Annotated in this window: 20 protein-coding genes; 10 read left to right on the top strand and 10 right to left on the bottom strand. The window is 44.3% G+C overall.

What is annotated here, in order from left to right; translation table 11 throughout:
- The 8 genes from leuC to ABWP14_RS03210 all read right to left on the bottom strand — a co-directional run bounded on the left by leuC (window position 1) and on the right by ABWP14_RS03210 (window position 7,255).
- A complete protein-coding gene (gene leuC, locus ABWP14_RS03245) occupies window positions 1–1,410 on the bottom strand; it encodes a 3-isopropylmalate dehydratase large subunit (RefSeq protein ID WP_353201545.1) in 1,410 nt (469 codons plus the stop codon).
- A 17-nt stretch (window positions 1,411–1,427) separates the two neighbouring features.
- The gene (gltA, locus tag ABWP14_RS03240; RefSeq protein ID WP_353201544.1) at window positions 1,428–2,741 is read right to left on the bottom strand and encodes a citrate synthase; all 1,314 of its coding nucleotides are present in this window, start codon (window positions 2,739–2,741) and stop codon (window positions 1,428–1,430) included.
- A 41-nt stretch (window positions 2,742–2,782) separates the two neighbouring features.
- The gene (locus ABWP14_RS03235) at window positions 2,783–3,052 is read right to left on the bottom strand and encodes a succinate dehydrogenase assembly factor 2 (RefSeq protein WP_353201543.1); all 270 of its coding nucleotides are present in this window, start codon (window positions 3,050–3,052) and stop codon (window positions 2,783–2,785) included.
- Complete coding sequence (locus ABWP14_RS03230) at window positions 3,049–3,753, bottom strand: succinate dehydrogenase iron-sulfur subunit (RefSeq protein ID WP_353201542.1); 705 nt, start codon at window positions 3,751–3,753, stop codon at window positions 3,049–3,051. Before ABWP14_RS03230 ends, ABWP14_RS03235 begins: the two co-directional genes overlap by 4 nt.
- 17 nt (window positions 3,754–3,770) lie before the next feature.
- Window positions 3,771–5,549 (bottom strand): succinate dehydrogenase flavoprotein subunit, encoded by a 1,779-nt coding sequence (gene sdhA, locus ABWP14_RS03225; protein WP_353201541.1) that lies wholly within the window; start codon window positions 5,547–5,549, stop codon window positions 3,771–3,773.
- 4 nt (window positions 5,550–5,553) lie between these two features.
- A complete protein-coding gene (gene sdhD / locus ABWP14_RS03220; protein WP_353201540.1) occupies window positions 5,554–5,919 on the bottom strand; it encodes a succinate dehydrogenase, hydrophobic membrane anchor protein in 366 nt (121 codons plus the stop codon).
- A gap of 24 nt (window positions 5,920–5,943) precedes the next feature.
- On the bottom strand, window positions 5,944–6,363 hold the full coding sequence (sdhC, locus tag ABWP14_RS03215) for a succinate dehydrogenase, cytochrome b556 subunit (RefSeq protein WP_353201539.1): 420 nt from the start codon (window positions 6,361–6,363) through the stop codon (window positions 5,944–5,946).
- Between the two features lie 154 nt (window positions 6,364–6,517).
- Entirely contained in the window at window positions 6,518–7,255 is a 738-nt protein-coding gene (locus ABWP14_RS03210) for a GntR family transcriptional regulator (protein WP_353201538.1), read from the bottom strand.
- 152 nt (window positions 7,256–7,407) lie between these two features.
- On the opposite strand from ABWP14_RS03210, the gene ABWP14_RS03205 reads away from it, so the two are divergent.
- Both ABWP14_RS03205 and ABWP14_RS03200 read left to right on the top strand, forming a co-directional pair.
- On the top strand, window positions 7,408–8,397 hold the full coding sequence (locus tag ABWP14_RS03205) for a malate dehydrogenase (protein WP_353201537.1): 990 nt from the start codon (window positions 7,408–7,410) through the stop codon (window positions 8,395–8,397).
- 11 nt (window positions 8,398–8,408) lie between these two features.
- The gene (locus ABWP14_RS03200) at window positions 8,409–8,780 is read left to right on the top strand and encodes a hypothetical protein (protein WP_353201536.1); all 372 of its coding nucleotides are present in this window, start codon (window positions 8,409–8,411) and stop codon (window positions 8,778–8,780) included.
- A gap of 62 nt (window positions 8,781–8,842) precedes the next feature.
- Here the strand turns inward: ABWP14_RS03200 and ABWP14_RS03195 are convergent, their stop codons facing one another.
- Both ABWP14_RS03195 and yaaA read right to left on the bottom strand, forming a co-directional pair.
- On the bottom strand, window positions 8,843–10,054 hold the full coding sequence (locus tag ABWP14_RS03195; protein ID WP_353201535.1) for a DUF2863 family protein: 1,212 nt from the start codon (window positions 10,052–10,054) through the stop codon (window positions 8,843–8,845).
- Window positions 10,054–10,830 (bottom strand): peroxide stress protein YaaA, encoded by a 777-nt coding sequence (gene yaaA, locus ABWP14_RS03190; RefSeq protein WP_353201534.1) that lies wholly within the window; start codon window positions 10,828–10,830, stop codon window positions 10,054–10,056. Before yaaA ends, ABWP14_RS03195 begins: the two co-directional genes overlap by 1 nt.
- A 78-nt stretch (window positions 10,831–10,908) precedes the next feature.
- On the opposite strand from yaaA, the gene ABWP14_RS03185 reads away from it, so the two are divergent.
- The 8 genes from ABWP14_RS03185 (at window position 10,909) to ABWP14_RS03150 (ending at window position 18,681) form a co-directional block, all read left to right on the top strand.
- Entirely contained in the window at window positions 10,909–12,111 is a 1,203-nt protein-coding gene (locus ABWP14_RS03185; RefSeq protein WP_353201533.1) for a methionine aminotransferase, read from the top strand.
- 42 nt (window positions 12,112–12,153) lie between these two features.
- Window positions 12,154–12,861 (top strand): glutathione binding-like protein, encoded by a 708-nt coding sequence (locus ABWP14_RS03180; RefSeq protein ID WP_353201627.1) that lies wholly within the window; start codon window positions 12,154–12,156, stop codon window positions 12,859–12,861.
- Window position 12,862: 1 nt separating this feature from the next.
- Complete coding sequence (locus ABWP14_RS03175) at window positions 12,863–13,717, top strand: 3-hydroxybutyryl-CoA dehydrogenase (RefSeq protein ID WP_353201532.1); 855 nt, start codon at window positions 12,863–12,865, stop codon at window positions 13,715–13,717.
- Between the two features lie 51 nt (window positions 13,718–13,768).
- Window positions 13,769–14,248, top strand: coding sequence for a DUF3429 domain-containing protein (locus ABWP14_RS03170; RefSeq protein ID WP_353201531.1), 480 nt, complete (start codon window positions 13,769–13,771; stop codon window positions 14,246–14,248).
- Between the two features lie 6 nt (window positions 14,249–14,254).
- Window positions 14,255–15,568, top strand: a complete 1,314-nt coding sequence (locus ABWP14_RS03165) for a replication-associated recombination protein A (protein ID WP_353201530.1) — start codon at window positions 14,255–14,257, stop codon at window positions 15,566–15,568.
- Entirely contained in the window at window positions 15,565–16,191 is a 627-nt protein-coding gene (locus tag ABWP14_RS03160) for a 2-hydroxychromene-2-carboxylate isomerase (protein ID WP_353201529.1), read from the top strand. Before ABWP14_RS03165 ends, ABWP14_RS03160 begins: the two co-directional genes overlap by 4 nt.
- A 62-nt stretch (window positions 16,192–16,253) precedes the next feature.
- Entirely contained in the window at window positions 16,254–16,829 is a 576-nt protein-coding gene (locus ABWP14_RS03155) for a peptidylprolyl isomerase (protein WP_353201528.1), read from the top strand.
- Between the two features lie 31 nt (window positions 16,830–16,860).
- Entirely contained in the window at window positions 16,861–18,681 is a 1,821-nt protein-coding gene (locus ABWP14_RS03150; RefSeq protein ID WP_353201527.1) for a bifunctional chorismate-binding protein/class IV aminotransferase, read from the top strand.
- Window positions 18,682–18,685: the final 4 nt, after the last annotated feature.

Raw genomic sequence — 18,685 nt, 5'->3', positions numbered from 1 at the left:
CTATGAAATTTTTCGTACATCGACAAAATGACCTTCAATCGCAGCAGCGGCTGCCATTGCTGGACTCACTAAATGAGTTCTACCACCATTACCCTGACGCCCTTCGAAATTTCGATTCGAAGTAGACGCACAACGCTCTCCTGGCTCTAGACGATCAGCATTCATTGCTAAGCACATAGAGCATCCAGGCTCGCGCCACTCAAAACCAGCAGCTTTAAAAATCCGATCTAAACCTTCGCGTTCTGCTTGAGCCTTTACCAAGCCAGAGCCAGGAACCACTAGGGCTAACTTGACATTAGCGGCGACTTTTTTACCAAGGCGATCAACAACTTTGGCAGCAGCACGAATATCTTCAATCCGACTATTCGTACAAGAGCCAATAAATACTTTATCGATTACGATACTACTCAGAGGAGTATTTGGAATCAGGTTCATGTACTCTAAAGCGCGTTCCATGGCAGATCGCTTATTCGGATCACGCTCTTTTTCTGGATCAGGTACGCGATCACTAATTGAAAGCACCATTTCTGGTGATGTACCCCAAGTCACTTGTGGGTCAATTTCTTCTGCGCGTAATTCGACTACTGCATCAAATTTTGCATCTGCATCAGAATGCAAAGTTCTCCAATACTGCATAGCCTGCAGAAGAGCTGGGCCTTTCGGGGCATAAGGCCGACCTTTAATGTATTCAATCGTAGTTTCATCAACCGCCACTATGCCAGCACGTGCACCAGCTTCAATTGCCATATTGCAAAGGGTCATGCGACCCTCCATAGTTAAATTCCGGATCGCTTCCCCAGCAAATTCAATAGTATGACCAGTGCCGCCAGCAGTACCGATCTTGCCGATCACAGCAAGCACTATATCTTTAGCGGTAGAGCCTGGCTGCAAGCGACCATCAACTCGTACCAGCATATTTTTACTCTTTTTCATGAGCAATGTTTGGGTTGCCAAGACATGCTCTACTTCAGAGGTGCCAATTCCAAAAGCTAGGGCACCAAAAGCGCCATGGGTACTTGTATGAGAATCTCCACACACCACTGTCATGCCAGGTAAGGTGGCACCCTGCTCTGGCCCAATCACATGAACAATCCCTTGACGAGCATCATTCATCTTGTATTGGGTGATACCAAATGCATCGCAGTTTTGATCCAAGGTATCGACTTGTAACTTTGAAATAGGGTCAGAAATACCTTCAGAGCGATCTGTTGTCGGCACGTTGTGATCGGATACCGCTAAGTTGGCTGAAATCCGCCAAACTGGACGGCCAGCCATATTCAAACCCTCAAATGCTTGAGGACTAGTTACCTCGTGAAGCAACTGACGGTCGATGTAGATTGTCGCTGTACCATCCTCTTCCGAGTAAATAATGTGGTCATCCCACAGTTTGTCATAAAGAGTACGAGACATGAGTGGCTTTAAAACCCCTATTTACGAACAGAAATATTTGGCACTTTACGTGAAGTTTCGCCAACGTACAACTGACGTGGACGACCGATCTTGTATTCAGGATCGGTAATCATTTCTTCCCATTGTGCAATCCATCCTACTGTTCTTGCTAAGGCAAAAACACAAGTAAACATATCGGTAGGAATACCAAGAGCACGTTGAACAATACCTGAGTAGAAATCTACATTAGGGTAAAGCTTGCGGCTAACAAAGTATTCATCTTCCAAGGCAATCTTTTCAAGGGTCATTGCCAGCTTAAATAATGGATCATCTTGCAAGCCTAGTTCATTTAAGACCTCGTAGCATGTTTCACGCATTAATTTAGCGCGTGGGTCAAAGTTTTTATAAACACGATGGCCAAAGCCCATCAGGCGCACGCTCGAGTTCTTATCTTTTACCTGAGCAATGAATTCATGAATCTTATCTACGCCGCCTTGAGCCTGAATATCATTGAGCATTTGCAAACAAGCTTCGTTTGCACCGCCATGGGCTGGACCCCAGAGGCAAGCGATACCAGCAGAGATCGCCGCAAAAGGATTAGTGCCTGAAGATCCACACAAACGTACTGTGGAAGTAGACGCATTTTGCTCGTGGTCTGCATGCAAGATAAAAATGCGATCAAGAGCGCGAACTAAAACTGGATTAACTTTGTACTCTTCGCATGGAGTTGCAAACATCATTCGCATGAAATTAGCGGTATATGACAGTGAATTATCTGGATAGATAAATGGTTGTCCTACAGAATACTTATAAGACATGGCCACTAAAGTTGGCATCTTTGCAACTAAACGTATTTGCGCAACTTCACGCGCATAGGGATCGCTGTAATCAATTTTGTCATGGTAGAACGCAGCCATTGCACCAACCAAGCCGGTTAATACTGACATTGGATGAGCATCACGACGGAAACCACGCAAGAAAAATTGCATCTGCTCATGAACCATCGTGTGATGAGTCACCATCTGATCAAAGTCTTGCTTCTGCTTGGCATTAGGCAATTCGCCATTAATTAAGAGATAGCAAACTTCTAAGAAATCACAGTGATTGGCTAAGTCCTCAATGGGGTAACCGCGATAGAGCAATTCACCCTTATCGCCATCGATGTAAGTAATTTTGCTATTGCATGAAGCGGTAGACAGAAAACCAGAATCGTAAGTAAACTTACCGGTCTGACCATAGAGCTTACGAATGTCAATGACGTCAGGTCCTACAGACCCTTTGTAAATTGGCAGATCAATATCTGGGGTGCCATCCGAAAAGGAGAGCTTAGCCTTGATGTTTGATTCAATCATTTCTAATCCTTAGTCATTCAAAATTATGATTAATACACTATTTATTTCTCTCTAAGCCTTTTTAAAACCGCCTTAAAGGTGTCATCATGCATCTCTTTTTCGAGCGCCACTACGGAATCTTTGCGTCCAATTAATAAATCCATTAGATCATTGTCATCCAAGGCCAGTAACTGGCCTAAGATTTTTCCATCCTCTACACTTATCTGAGCGCCATAACGCTCAAAGAAACGCTGCAGAATTAAATCATTTTCTAGCAGACCCCTACGAGCATCGCTCTTTAAGCGATATAGCTCTGCATTACTAAGGGTCATACCGCCCTACGAACCATTAACTCCTTGATCTTGCCAATTGCCTTAGTTGGATTCAAATGCTTAGGGCATACATCAACGCAGTTCATGATGGTATGGCAACGGAACAAACGATAAGGGTCTTCTAGATTATCTAAACGCTGAGCTGTTTCTTCGTCGCGGCTATCTGCAATAAAGCGATAGGCTTGCAATAAACCAGCTGGGCCAACAAACTTATCAGGATTCCACCAGAAAGATGGACATGCAGTTGAGCAAGATGCACACAAGATGCACTCATACAAACCATTTAACTCTTCGCGCTCTTCGGGACTCTGAAGACGCTCTTTTTCTGGAGCTGGATTGTCATTTACTAGATAAGGCTTGATAGATAAATATTGTTTGAAGAACAAAGTCATATCAACGATCAAATCACGCACCACCGGTAACCCAGGCAAGGGGCGCAAAGTAATCACTTTAGGCAGGGTCAACATGTTAGTCAAACAAGCCAAACCATTTTTACCATTGATGTTCATGGCATCTGAACCACACACACCTTCACGACATGAACGACGATAGGTAATCGTTTCATCTTGCCTCTTTAATGAAATCAAAGCGTCTAACAACATCCGCTCCCCAGTTAATTCAAGCTCATAACGCTCCATGCGTGGAGCAGCATCGACATCTGGATCGTAGCGGTAAATTTCAAATACACGAATATCACTCATTTTCTATTTCTCTTTGCTTAGAAAGTACGTTCTTTAGGAGGAAAGGACTCAACAGTCAAGGGCTGCAATACTACTGGCTTGTAATCCAGCTTATTTCCCTCGCTATACCAAAGGGTATGCTTCATCCAGTTTTCATCATCGCGCACTTGATGATCATCATGTGAATGTGCGCCACGACTCTCTTTGCGAGCAGCCGCAGAGATCATGGTGGCATTTGCAGTCTCAACCAAGTTAGCCACTTCTAAGGCCTCAATACGAGCTGTATTGAAAATCTGAGATTTGTCTTTCAACCATAGATGATTTGCACGCTCAGTCAATTTCGCCATCTGACGAACGCCTTCGTCCATTAATTCTTGGTTACGGAATACGCCCGCATATTTCTGCATCGTCTTGCGAATGTCGTTTGCCACATCTTGTGCGTACTCTCCAGAAGTAGAGTTATCCAGTCTCGCAATACGCTCCAATGTCTGTTGACCAGCATTCTGCGGCAGAGCCTTGAACTCACGATTCTTAAGACCTAAATTGACAATGTGGTTACCAGCCGCACGACCGAACACTAAGAGGTCCAGTAAGGAATTAGTACCCAAGCGATTTGCGCCATGCACAGAAACACACGAGCACTCACCAATTGCATATAGACCATTAACCACTTCATTGGAATGACCGTTACCTGGTACAACCACTTGACCATTGATGTTAGTCGGAATACCGCCCATCTGATAATGGATCGTTGGCACAACTGGGATCGGCTCTTTAGTAACGTCAACGTTGGCAAAATTGATGCCAATTTCATATACTGAAGGTAGACGCTTCATGATGGTCTCAGCACCAATGTGGGTTAAATCAAGCACCACATAGTCACCATTAGGGCCACATCCGCGCCCTTCTTTAATTTCTTGATCCATACAGCGGGATACAAAATCACGTGGTGCCAAATCTTTATAAGTTGGCGCATAGCGCTCCATGAAACGCTCACCGTCTTTATTGCGCAAGATACCGCCTTCGCCACGGCAACCTTCTGTCAACAACACTCCAGCGCCGGCAACACCAGTTGGATGAAATTGCCAGAATTCCATATCTTCTAATGGAATGCCTGAGCGCGCAGCAAGACCCATACCATCACCAGTATTAATAAACGCGTTAGTAGATGCATCCCAAATACGGCCTGCACCACCAGTAGCCAACATCACAATCTTGGCTTCCAAAATATAGATCTGACCTGTTTCCATTTCGAGTGCGGTAACACCCACCACATCACCTGCATCATCACGAATTAAATCTAAGGCCAACCACTCCACAAAGAAATTGGTTTTGGCGCGAACATTACGTTGATATAAGGTATGCAACATCGCATGGCCAGTTCGGTCGGCAGCAGCACAAGCACGTTGAACAGGCTTCTCACCATAGTTTGCGGTGTGACCACCAAATGGGCGTTGATAAATAGTGCCATCGGGGTTGCGATCAAACGGCATTCCAAAGTGCTCTAACTCATAAACGACTTTTGGAGCTTCACGACACATAAACTCGATCACGTCCTGGTCACCTAACCAGTCAGAACCTTTGATGGTGTCATAAAAGTGATAGTGCCAATTATCTTCACTCATGTTTCCCAATGAAGCACCAATGCCGCCTTGCGCAGCAACAGTGTGTGAGCGTGTTGGGAATACTTTTGTTAATACAGCAACATTTAAGCCTGCTTCTGCTAACTGCAATGAAGCGCGCATACCTGAACCACCCGCACCAACAATCACCGCATCAAAACGGCGACGTGGTAATGATTTTTGAATCGCAGTCATCGAATTACACTTTCCACAAAATTTGAACGGCATAGGCCGCACACGCTACGAGATATAAAACTGTTAACACTTGAAGTGTTAAACGAATACTGACAGGCTTGATGTAATCCATCCAGATATCACGGACACCAATCCAGGCGTGATAGAACAAACTAAACAAAGCCAAAAATGTTAAAAGTTTCATGAACTGATTACTAAACAAGCCAGCCCAACCTTCATAAGTTGCACTGCCAGTAATGCAATAGTCCACTAGCAATACGATCGTAAACACCACCATCACAATGGCCGTTACGCGTTGAATAATCCATTCCTTAAGGCCGTAGTGAGCCCCTACAACTAAGCGTTTTGGTCCGATTTGATAAATAGGCATGTAATTTCCTTAATTGATTTTCGCTTAGTACAGGCCGAACATTTTGAGGCCGACTATTGCAGTCAAAGCCAAACCCAAAAACAGCACAAACTTTGCTGAGCGATTAGCCTCTGACTTGTCAACACCGATTTCTAGATCGAGTAAAAGGTAACGGATACCACCACAGAAGTGATGCAAGAAAGACCAAATCAATCCAAGACAAATTATTTTTACAAAGATATTGCTGGTAAAGGCCTGAAACTTTTGATAACTCATTTCAGAAGCAAGACTCTGATCGAAAAGATACAAAATGAATGGCAGTAAGAGGAATAAGGATGCTCCGCTGATGCGGTGAAGAATTGAAACTTTACCGGCCCATGGGAGGCGATATTTAATTAACTGCGCTAGTCCAATGTTTCGGTAAACAGGTCTATCTTTTTTAAGGTCTTGCTGTGCTTCAACCATGGGTAATATCAATCTTTAGGTGGAGGTTCAGAGTAGTTTTGTTGTAATGCAATATATTCTATTGGAAATTGGGAATGTTGGGGATTTCATAGGGTTTATAGGGTCTAAATACTGGTTTTTACGGAAAAAGCTATTTCAATTGATGCGGATAAGATCAGTTCAATTTGTTCTCGTAATGCTGTTTAGAAGTGTTGTACCTAGCGTGCCGAATTTCTACTGGTTTATTTCCATAGGTAAAAGCTACCCTCTCAACAGAAAGCAATGGCGAACCAAGCGTTAACTGTAGGTGAGCTGCTAAGCTTTCATCAGCAGCTAGCGCCTTAATCTTTTCTTCTGCCCGCACCATATGAGTTGCATGCTTGCTTTCATAGAAGGCGTACATAGGGCCTTGCATTTCATTTAAAGTTTCTAAGGTCAATCCTTTAAAACGGGCTGCAGGAAGCCAAATTTCTTCAAAAATAATCGGTTTGCCGTCAAAACTCTGGATGCGGTCAATGTGAATCACGGAATCACCAGCCTTCAATTTAAGCAAATTGGCAATGTAGGTGCTAGCCTTCAATTTCTCGCAAACCAGAAATTGGTTGGTATGGTGGAGCTTTTCTCCAGAATCAGGGGCTAAGCGCAAAAAGCGGAACTGCCACACATCTTCCTGATGGGTTGCCACAAAGGTACCCTTACCTTGGCGTCTGACTAATAAATTTTCTGCCGCTAATTCATCAATAGCCTTGCGAACAGTCCCCTGACTCACGGCATAACGGGCTGCAAGCTCAATTTCACTTGGGATGGCAGAACCCGGTAGCCATTCTGAGGCTTGTAGGCTGGTCAGAATCATCGCCTTAATCTGTTGATACAGAGGGCTAAATGCTGGAACGGGCAGACTTACTTCTGACAAATCAGCTCCATGACAGAGATCCATTGGATAAAATTAGCTTCATTCTAGTCTTATATAAGACACCATTGTCAGTGTAAAGCGAAAGTTCATACACTTGAATGGATAATAGAAAAGTTTTCATTAATTTTAATCATCCTCTGGAGTAATAAGTAATGGCAAAAGCCCCAATGCGTGTCGCTGTAACCGGTGCAGCCGGTCAAATCGGATATTCACTCTTATTCCGCATCGCCAATGGCGACCTGTTGGGCAAAGATCAGCCCGTAATCCTCCAATTACTCGAAATTCCAGACGAAAAAGCACAAAAAGCATTAACCGGCGTCATGATGGAGTTAGATGACTGTGCATTCCCATTGCTAGCAGGCATGAGCGCTCATTCTGACCCAATGACCGCATTTAAGGATATTGATATTGCCCTTTTGGTGGGTGCGCGTCCGCGTGGTCCCGGAATGGAGCGTAAAGATTTACTGTCTGCTAATGCGCAGATTTTTACAGCCCAAGGCAAGGCATTAAATGCTGTTGCAAAGAAAACGGTGAAGGTATTGGTTGTTGGCAACCCAGCCAACACTAATGCTTATATCGCCATGAAATCTGCCCCAGATATTCCAGCAAAAAACTTCACTGCGATGTTGCGTCTTGATCACAACCGTGCCCTCTCACAATTAGCAGGCAAGCTGAACAAACCGGTAGCCAATGTTGAAAAATTGATTGTCTGGGGCAACCATAGCCCGACCATGTATCCAGACTATCGTTTTGCTACAGTTGATGGTAAATCAGTAAAAGACAGCATTAACGATGCCGCTTGGAATAAAGATGTTTTTATTCCTACTGTAGGTAAACGTGGTGCAGCCATCATTGATGCTCGTGGCCTTTCATCTGCTGCCTCGGCAGCAAATGCTGCAATCGATCATATGCATGATTGGGTGCTTGGCACCAATGGTAAATGGGTCACAATGGGTATACCATCTAAAGGTGAGTACGAAATCCCCGCTGAAGTTATCTATGGTTTCCCAGTAGTTTGTGAAAATGGTGAATACAAAATGATTGAAGGCTTGGAGATCGATGAATTTTCACGTGAGCGCATGACTCATACCTTGAATGAATTACTCGAAGAACAAGCTGGCGTAAAGCACTTGCTCTCTTAAGGAAATAGCCAATGAAAAAAATCCTTCTTGCCATGAGCATTGCGTTTGCAGGTCTAGGCTTTACTGCACACGTATTTGCAAATGAAGAAGTTGTTTGGACCTGTAGTGATAGTAAGCAATTTAGAACAACAGGCACAACCGAGAGGATTCGTATCACTTGGGAGTCCAAGTCTTATGATTTGGAGCGCCAAACTTCTCTTCCAGGAAGTCTGCGCTACAAGAACACAAGCTCAGGTCATGATCTCGTAGTGCTCGGAAATAAAGCAATGCTCTTTAATATTAAGGCGGGTGTTCGTTTGGCTGATTTTTGCCAAACGGCAGAAATGAAGTCTGGTAAATTGCCTCACTTATTTGCCGGAGCAGAACCTTTTACACCGAATTAAGTTTCGTAGCAGCATCCATTAAAAAGCCGAGTGATCCTCGGCTTTTTTTCCTCAGCGCATCATTAATGAAACAGAGGTTGCTGGGTTGGAGCATCTTCAGGCATTTCAGCATGCACAGCCTCCCCTGATCGATCGGGAAATAAAGGCGCTCCGCAATCGTCACATAATTCTGGTTCAAATAACATGGCATGACGGAATACGTCCTCCACTCCAGCGTCATGCAAGGCATCACAAATCTTCCTAATGGGGCTTTCGTCATCTGACAAGTCATTCAATGCGTCATTTGCAACTGTCTCACGATCATAAAGAGGCCATATCACGCCATACATGACCTCAGAAGATCCCTTTGTGCTAAACGCAATTCGGTATTCATCCGCCTGCTCTTCGCCAAAGGCACCAACCACACAAGACAAGCCGGCTGGCAAAATACCAAGAGTACTCTCCATGTAATTGACTGCTGCACGAATGCTTAATGGTCGGACATGTTTATCTGCTAAACGGCAATTAGTGAAATAAGATTCGGGCAATAATAGCTCAAACTCACATCCTGGTAACAAAGAGGCAATAGGATCATGCATGGCACTTTGCCAAGCAATGAGACTCACGCCACGCTCTTGTCGGATAGGTGGCTCGGCCTGCCAACGAAATATCGGCGACCCCTTAGGGGCGCACAATGCAGCAATAATGAAACGGGGATCTGCTAAAACGGCAATGGTTTCAGACATGTCTCGCAACTCTAACTTGACTTCCTTTGAAGAAATAGCTGCAGTGGCCAAGGCTTCAGTTAAGACTCGAGTTTGGCAGTGCGAATGGGGCATCTGATCAATACTATAGAGCCAAGGAACAATCGCTAAACGGGTATCACTAGCGGCAATAGCTGTGTTTAAAGACTGTGCTGTTGCTTCAATCATGCTTACCGGTAAAGGGCCAGAAGGAATTTGATAGCGGGTGTGGGCCACTATTGGTAAAGCGAGTAAGAGCACATCCCACTCTTGACCCTCAAATTCCAACTTGAGTGATTCAGCCAAGGTTTCAGCAGTGTCGGCTAATACTTCAAAAGCGACAGTATTGATACGAAAGGTTTGATCTAGGGCGGCATCAATCACATTTTGGTTTTGGCTTTTTAACAAACGCATCAAGCGAACATTTAAGCGCTCTTCCCAAAAGCGATCCTCGATTTGACTGCCAGAGGCAGCTAGAGAGATTGCGTCAGCTACCAGCCGTTCCACCTCAGGTGATGTTCGCTGTGAGGACTTAGTACGATGTACGGCCATTATTTTCTCTCTGCACGTCTAAAGACTGGCTTATCCACTTTGGAATCAGCAGCATAATATCGATAACCATCTAAGTTAAAACCTTTTAAGTCAGCGGGATCACTAATACGATTCTCCACTACATAACGAGCCATCAGACCACGAGCTCGCTTTGCATAAAAAGAAATGATTTTGTACTTGCCATCCTTTGCGTCTTGAAACACTGGCGCAATCACTGGACATCCAAGCTCTTTGGGCTGCAAGACCTTGAAGTACTCCTCTGAGGCCAAGTTCAACAATATGGGCTTTTTATCCTTTGCTAAGGTTTTCTTCAGGGAATCAGTCACCCTACTACCCCAAAACGCATATAAGTCCTTACCGCGGGCATTCTTGAAAGAGGTTCCCATCTCAAGGCGATAAGCTTGCATCAAGTCCAAAGGCCTGAGGGCCCCATATAAACCAGATAGGATTCGAACATGGTCTTGGGCAAAATCAAGCGCCTTGGCATTGAGTGACTTGACATCAAAGCCATCGTAAACGTCCCCATTAAAGGCATAAATGGCAGGCTTGCTATTGGCCGCAGTAAATTTTGACGACCAATCGCGATAGCGACCCACATTCAAAGCGGCTAATTGGTCAGATAAACCCATTAATTGGGCTACCTGCTGAGGAGATAGTTTCTTCAGATCGCTGATCAGCTTGGCTGATTCGGCAACAAACTCAGGCAAGGTGGGCGCCTTAACCTGGGCTGGGGTCTTGTAATCTAGTGATTTAGCGGGAGAAAGAACGATCAGCATGGCACAATTTGATTATGAATTACTTCCATTCTAGCGACAACAAGATTACTCTGCCCTAAATCCTAACGCATCCTTTCTATGAACCAAAATCAGGACCTCAACCCACCGTTTCCAAGTCGTTTGCCAAATGTAGGAACCACGGTTTTTACGATCATGTCTGCTCTTGCTACTGAGCATCAAGCAATTAATTTAGGTCAAGGCTTTCCTGACTTTCCTTGTGACCGAAAACTCATATCAAACGTTAATGAGGCGATGCTAGCCGATCACAATCAATACCCCCCAATGATTGGTGTTTCAGAATTGCGTCATGAAATCTCACAAAAGATTAAAAATCTATACAAGCATGACTACGATCCCGATACGGAGATCACTATTACTGCAGGTGGTACTCAAGGAATTTTGACGGCCATACTCGCTTGCGTCAGCCCAGGCGACGAAGTTGTGATCATCGAGCCTGCATATGATTGTTATAGGCCCTCTATTAAATTAGCTGGCGGTAAAGTCATCGCTGTTTCTTTGCAAGCAGTGCGAGATGACAATGGACAAGTCAGTTCATATGAAATTCCATGGGATGCTCTCACAAGCGCACTCAACTCTAAAACTCGACTTCTGATTATCAATACGCCACACAATCCAACTGGTATGGTTTGGAATCTTGCTGACCTAGATCGTTTAGCGCTTTTAGTACAAGACACATCAGCATTGATTTTGAGTGATGAGGTCTATGAGCATATGGTTTACGACGGCGTCAAGCACCACAGCATCGCCTCTCATCCTATCTTAGCCACTAGAAGTTTTCTAATTTCGAGTTTTGGCAAAACTTATCATGTAACAGGCTGGAAAGTGGGCTATATAGCCGCTCCTGCTGCCCTGAGCAAAGAATTTCGCAAAGTCCATCAATTTAACGTCTTTACTGTCAGCACACCGATGCAATACGGACTAGCAACTTATTTATCGGATGCGACACATTACTTAAATCTGCCCCAGTTTTATCAAGCAAAGCGAGATTTCTTTAGAGCAGGTCTAGAGAAAACTGGTTTTAAATTATTACCGACACCGGGAACGTATTTTCAGTGCGTTGATTATTCAAAATTAAATATCCCCCAAGCAAGCTTTAATGAAGCAGACTTTTGTCAATGGCTCACTAAAGATGTTGGGGTAGCTGCTATTCCAGTTTCTGCTTTTTATGAGCGCCCTACTGAATCTGGCGTCATTCGGTTTTGCTTTGCCAAACAAGAAAAAACATTAGCGAATGCCTTAGAGCGCTTACAAAAACTATAGAAAATAGGAGATGCAATGAAAAAACAGAAATTAAATCCAGATGTGATCGACGTCTACAGTTGGCCTACCCCCAATGGGCATAAAGTTCATATCATGCTTGAAGAGTGTGGCTATAGACTCAATCAAGACTGGATTGCATACCCAATTAATATTGGATCAGGCGATCAATTTGCTCCTGATTTTTTAAAAATCAGTCCGAATAATAAAATCCCCGCACTGCTTGATCCCAATGGGCCCGATGGAAAACCAATCAGTATTTTTGAATCAGGTGCCATTCTTTTGTATCTCGCAGCAAAAACTGGGAAATTCTTACCCTCCTCTACTCGCGGAAAATATGAAGTGCTGCAATGGCTCATGTTCCAAATGGGTGGTCTAGGCCCCATGCTGGGTCAGAACCATCATTTCCGGATCTATGCCCCTGAAAAAATTGACTACGCCGTCGATCGCTACACCAATGAGGCAAAGCGCTTATATGGCGTCCTAGATAGGCAACTGAAAGATAATCCCTATATTGCTGGTAAGACCTATTCGATAGCAGATATAGCCATTTTTCCCTGGACTCGCAACTGGAAAAATCAAGGGATTACTCTAGATGAATATTCCCATTTTAAAAAATGGTTTGAGAAGATTGGCGATCGGCCTGCAGTAAAGCGGGGATGCGAAGTATTAACTGCGCTTCGTAAACCATTGCATGATGACAAAGCAAGAGAACAACTATTTGGTTCAACCCAGTATCAAAAAAGGAAATGAAATGAAGATTCAATCAGTCGGTGTGATCGGTGCGGGAACCATGGGTAATGGCATCGCACAAGTATGCGCTGTTGCCGGTCTTGATGTCGTCATGGTTGATATTAACGAAGCAGCTGTTACACGTGGGCTTGATCAAATCAGCAAGAGCTTAGATCGTTTAGTTAAAAAAGAGGTGCTTACTACTGATGCAAAAGATGCTGCCTTAAAGCGTATCAAAGGTAGTACCTCTTATGAAGAATTCAAGGGCCTTGGATTAGTCATTGAAGCAGCGACTGAGAATCAAGCCATCAAAGAAAAGATTTTGAAGCAAGTTGATGGGATTGTCAGCAAAGACACCATTGTTGCTACCAACACCTCCTCTCTATCGATCACCAAACTGGCCGCACTCGATTCCAACCCAGCACGCTTTATTGGCATGCACTTTTTCAACCCGCCGCCCTTGATGGCATTAGTAGAAGTGATTCGGGGATTACAAACGAGTGATGCTACTCATGCCGCCATTATTGAGATGGCAAAACGCGTAGGCAAAGAACCTATTACAGTCAAAAACTCACCAGGCTTTGTGGTCAATCGCATTTTGTTACCGATGATCAACGAGGCTTTCTTTGTCTTATCTGAAGGCTTAGCGAGCCCTGAAGATATTGATGCTGGTATGAAACTGGGTTGCAATCAACCGATCGGGCCTTTAGCCTTGGCTGATTTGATTGGCTTAGATACTTGCTTAGCAGTCATGGAAGTGTATTTTGAAAACTTTAGTGATTCTAAATACCGACCTTGTCCACTCTTAAGAGAAATGGTTGCCGCAGGATATCTTGGCCGCAAAACTGGTCGAGGCGTGTATACCTACGACAAGTAATTTAAGTAACTTTTTTTATTCATTAAAACCGTATCCAGAACAGACGTCCTTGTGAACCCACTTCCCCCGCTTCTCCTTAAATTAGCTTATGCAGGATTGATTCCCTTTATTGGTTTAGCCTTACTAGTGCAATTGGCGCCAACTCCATTAAATTACCTCAGTGCTGAATCTCTGGCAGGATATGGGGCAGTGATCACTTCATTTATGGGCGCTCTACACTGGGGTGCTAACTTACATACCCTTGGCAAAGCCCCTCCTGGTGACCGCTGGGAGGATCGCAATGCTTGGATTTGGGGTGTCATTCCAGCTCTAGTAGCATGGTTAGCCCTCAATATTTACATCCCTGTTGGACTGGTGATTCTCGCCTCTACTTTAATCATCCAGCGCAATATTGATCAAAACACTTATCAATATTATTTTTCTAGTGATGAAGCACGTCAAGCATTTATGACTATGCGTACTCGCTTGACCTATATTGCTTCAGCTTGTCTTGTTTGGGCGGCCCTGGTCATTCTATTTGTTCAAGCATGATTTTTTATGAGTAGCTTATTTGACAGCACTCCCCCGCCTCCGTTGGCGGAAGCGCTGCGTCCCAAAACGATTGAAGAAGTCATTGGACAAACCCATCTATTGGCTAGTGGCAAACCCCTCAATCTTGCATTTGCTTCTGGCAAGCCCCACTCGATGATTTTATGGGGGCCACCTGGCGTTGGAAAAACGACTTTGGCACGTCTTTCTGCAAAAGCATTTGATCGTGAGTTCATTGCCATCTCTGCTGTATTAGCCGGTGTCAAAGAAATCCGCGAAGCCATTGAGCAAGCACAACAGAATATGTCTCAGTATGGAAAACAAACCATCTTATTTGTAGATGAAATTCATCGTTTTAATAAAAGCCAGCAAGATGCCCTGCTACCTCATGTTGAGTCGGGCTTGTTTACCTTTATCGGCGCTACGACTGAGAATCCTTCATTTGAGGTGAACTCAGCACTACTATCGCGAGCTCAAGTGTATGTCTTGAAGTCTCTTAGCGCCGCTGAGCTGAAGGAGTTATTGATTCGTGCACGCAAACTGGCTATGCCTGATCTTCAATTTGAAGACAATGCAATTGATAGACTGATTGCCCATGCTGATGGTGATGCTCGCCGCCTTCTCAATTTGCTTGAGCAAATCCATAATGCCACTAGTAATCCGAGCGCTAGTGGAAAAATCATCGATCAAGTATTTATCGAAAATGCACTGTCGACTCAAGCCCGTCGCTTTGACAAAGGGGGGGATCAGTTTTATGACCAGATCTCAGCGCTGCATAAATCAGTCAGAGGATCTAATCCAGATGCTGCTCTGTATTGGCTCTGTCGCATGTTAGACGGCGGCGTAGATCCTCGTTATTTATCCCGTCGGATTGTTCGCATGGCATGGGAAGATATTGGCTTAGCAGATCCCAGGGCAATGCAATTGGCTAATGATGCTGCACTCACTTATGAAAGACTCGGCTCTCCTGAAGGTGAGCTGGCTTTAGGTCAAGCAGTAGTGTATCTAGCGGTCGCATCTAAAAGTAATGCCAGCTACAAGGCATTTAATGCCGCAAGAGCTTATGTCGCTCAGGATCAATCTAAACCAGTTCCCAATCATTTACGCAATGCCCCCACTAAGCTCATGAAAGACCTTGGGCATGGCAAAGAATATCGTTACGCCCACGATGAACCCCATGCTTATGCTGCCGGTGAATCCTATTTACCCGAAGGCATGGCTCAACCTCATTGGTATGAGCCGGAACAACGCGGACTTGAAACCCAAATCGGCGAGAAGATGGCTTTTTTACGTAATTTAGACCAAGAGGCCAAAAAGAAATGAGTTCAAAAGTAGCCGCTACTTTTTATTACGACATTATTTCTCCATTTGCTTATTTTTACATCAAGCAACGACAGCGTCTGGAATCTAAACTCGATATCACTCCAGTGCCAGTTTTATTGGGTGGATTACTGCGAGCCACTAATAACAAAGGTCCTGGAGAAGTTGCTGTCAAGCGACCCCATTTCTATCAGTTTTGTGTATGGCAAGCAGAAAAATTAGGTATTCCATTTCGCTTTCCAGAGCATCACCCATTTATAACAGTAGCACCGCAGCGCCTGCTATTAGAACAGCAGGCCAACTGGGAGATGGTTGAGAAAGCATTTGATTACATTTGGGTTGAAGGTAAAGATCCCAATCTGTCTTGGTCGGAATTTTGCATCTATTTAGGCTTGGCTGCTGATACGCCAAAACCTGAAAGCCTTGAGATTAAAGAGCGCTTAGTCACGAATACAAATCAGGCTAAGCTTGATGGTGCTTTTGGGGTGCCTGCCTTAATAGTCAATCAACGCTGCTTCTGGGGTGTAGACACCATTGACTGGACATTAGACTATCTTGCTAGGCCCGGCATGTTTGAGGAGGCTTCTTATGCCTATGCCGGCAAGGTGCCAAATGGTTTACTTTGAAAAAATGATTTCAGTAGCACAATACAATACAGATATACGTTTCATTTATTTAAGGAGAAGTTATGCGTCAGTTTTTTGCCAGTCTTGCTCTGATCTTCACATGTCTTACTAGCCAAGCGGCTTTTGCGGGTCCAAAAGTTGAATTCAAAACCACGATGGGTAATTTTGTAGTGGAGCTCGATTCAGATAAAGCACCCAAAACTACAGCCAACTTTTTAAATTATGTAAAAAATGGTTTTTATAATGGCACCATTTTCCATCGCGTGATTGATGGCTTTATGATTCAAGGTGGTGGGTTTACTGCTGACTTGACACAAAAGTCAACCGACTCACCAGTCGTCTCTGAAGCCAACAATGGTCTTAAGAACAATAACTACACAATTGCTATGGCGCGCACTTCCGATCCTGACTCTGCAACCGCCCAATTCTTTATTAATGTTAAAGACAATCAGGCCTTAGATTTTCCTAATGCAATGGGTAATGGCTATACCGTTTTTGGCAAAGTCATTTCTGGTACCCAAACCATCGACGCTATTCGTAAGGTGCCGACCATGGTAGCCTCTGCTCCCCGCATGGGTCGCATGGCTGATGTCCCCGCTAAAACAGTGACGATTGAATCAGCCACGCTGCTTAAATAAGTCTTCTTAGAACCCGCTAGAGCTGCTGGCTATGATTCTGCTTGATGATGCACATAGCAGCTCTGCGCAGCCCACTAGTCGTTTATACGACTCACCTCTGCAAACATGGTGCATTCTTCCTAGTGAAAATGCAGCGCAGGATCAGCTTGCGATTAACAACTGTCTAGCAGAATTCACTGCGGCGCTAGATAAAGGTCATTATCTAGTCGCTGTTTTTTCTTATGAACTGGGAAAACTTATACATCACTTACCAGCCCGTTCTACTAACCATACTCACCCAATCATGCAGGCATGGTCTTTTGCGGACTATCAAAAACTATCCAAAGATCAAGTTGATACACTTATTACGGATCAGCTAAATCAGTTAAGCTCTGATGATCAGATTGCTGGCGTTCTTGATGTACATGAATCGATAGATCAAGCGCAGTTCTCTGCCGATATTGCCCGCATTCAAGAATATATTCGCAGTGGTGATACTTACCAAATTAATCACACCTATCGCATTACTGGTAAAACATATGGCTCTCCTTTAGCTCTTTACAGTAGATTGCGAGAGCGTCAACCAGGACGGTTTGGCGCCTACCTAGAGCATAGCAATCAGTACATCCTCTCGCAATCGCCAGAGCTCTTCATTCAAAAGGCTGCAGCGATATTAAAAGCAATGCCAATGAAAGGTACTGCGAATGCCCTTTCGGTAGATGCAAGTGCTCTTTCAGAAGATCCCAAGAATCAAGCTGAAAACGTCATGATTGTGGATTTACTGCGCAATGATCTGAGTCGTATTTCTCTGCCGGGAACAGTCAAGGTTCCCAATTTATTTGAAGTAGCTAGGCACGGAGATGTATTACAGATGACCTCTACCGTAGAGGGAGAAATCAAGCCTCACACGAGTTTATATGAGGTCTTAAATGCAGTGTTTCCCTGTGGGTCAGTGACAGGTGCACCCAAAAAGCGCAGTATGGAAATTATTCAAGAGCTTGAGCCCTTTGATCGCGAGTATTACTGTGGCGCCTTAGGTTGGCTTGATCCAAATGGCGATTTTGCTTTTAGCGTTCCGATTCGCACAGTCGAAATAAAAGAGAATGCACAATCTCACACAAGCCAATTCACTCTTGGTGTCGGTGCGGGTATTACGATTGATTCTGATGCTACTCAAGAATGGGAAGAATGCCAGATCAAGTCTGCATTCTTAAAAAGTCTTCCTAGCGCAACCGGTCTATTTGAAACGATTGCTGTCATACAAGGGCTTCCGCAACGCTTAGCGGCTCATCTTGATCGAATCGAATCCTCAGCCGCATCCTTGGGCATTCCATTTAATCGCCAGGATGCTCAATTCTCTGTATGCAATTTCAGTGCGAGCTTGGACCACAGTCAATCCTTTCGACTGCGCCTAGATCTTGCGAACAATGGTCAATTCAGTTGTACTTCGGGTCTTTTGGAGCCTATTGATCAAACGGTGAAAATATTTTGGGCTAAAGATATTCTGCCTAGTGACGGTGTCATGTTTTCTGGGGATCCCTTGTTACAACATAAGGTAAGTCAGCGCCATCTTTACGATCAAGCTTGGCAAGCGGCAGTGAAGTTAGGTGGCTTTGATGCGCTCTTTACAAATGAGCAAGGCTTTGTGACTGAAGGTGGTAGAACAAGCGTTTTTATAAAGTCCCTCAATAGCACTGAATGGCTGACTCCTCCAGTGACTGCTGGTCTTCTTCCTGGTGTCATGCGAGCTGCACTCCTGGCTGATCCTCAAATGAATGCCCGTGAAGCTAACCTGACTATTAAAGATGTTTCAATGGCAAGTGAGATTATTCTTAGTAATGCCCTGCGTGGGGCTATCAAAGCCTATTTTTAGAAAG

It is taken from the genome of Polynucleobacter sp. (assembly GCF_040400325.1).
Classification (GTDB): Bacteria; Pseudomonadota; Gammaproteobacteria; order Burkholderiales; family Burkholderiaceae; genus Polynucleobacter.
This window is presented reverse-complemented; position numbering and strand designations above follow the sequence as displayed.